The following is a 626-nucleotide window of genomic DNA, read 5'->3' on the forward strand; positions in this document are numbered from 1 at the left end:
CTTGGCGCTGTTCAAGGGGTGGTTCTTGATGCCGATGGCTCTGTTATTGTCGATTGGTACAAAGAATGGGAAATCGCACCACCAAAGCCGATTGATTTTAAATTAAATAATGAGACAACCAATGTTGCGGACCATGTTGATCAAGTCATTATGAGGATGATTGAAGCTTCAAAAGGAGCATTTTCTGATCGTTCGCGGATTATTGGGCTTTGTGGTAATGAATTCTTTTCCAAGTTGAAAAACCATAAAACAATTCGTGAGACCTATTTAAACACAGCCTTAGCACAGACACTCAATAGCGCCGGAGGTGTTGCAACACCAAGTTCGATTGGCTCTGGGAGCTTTGGTAGTTTTGACTTTGCGGGTGTGACTTTCATTAATTACCGGAGTATTCACAACTATAATGTGAGTGCGAAGGCTGGAACAAAGCGCGCTATAGGCATTAAGCCGGATGAATGTCAATTCTTTCCTGTTGATGCGCCTGGTGTATTCCAAAAAACCTTTGCTCCTGGTGAAAGCTTGGATTTTGCCAACACGGTTGGAAGACCTCTCTACACGATGCTTATCGTCGACCACGACCGTAATGCATGGGTAAAACCGGAGGTCTATAGCTATCCGCTTTACAT

General features: G+C 43.8%; 1 protein-coding gene. It reads left to right on the top strand.

Features of this window, described 5'->3' with window-relative positions; translation table 11 throughout:
• Positions 1-626: major capsid protein (locus ACFIL3_RS10970; RefSeq protein ID WP_375682294.1), on the top strand; the 626-nt coding region annotated here is incomplete at both ends.

This window comes from Bartonella sp. CE47NXGY, assembly GCF_042195415.1.
GTDB lineage: Bacteria > Pseudomonadota > Alphaproteobacteria > Rhizobiales > Rhizobiaceae > Bartonella.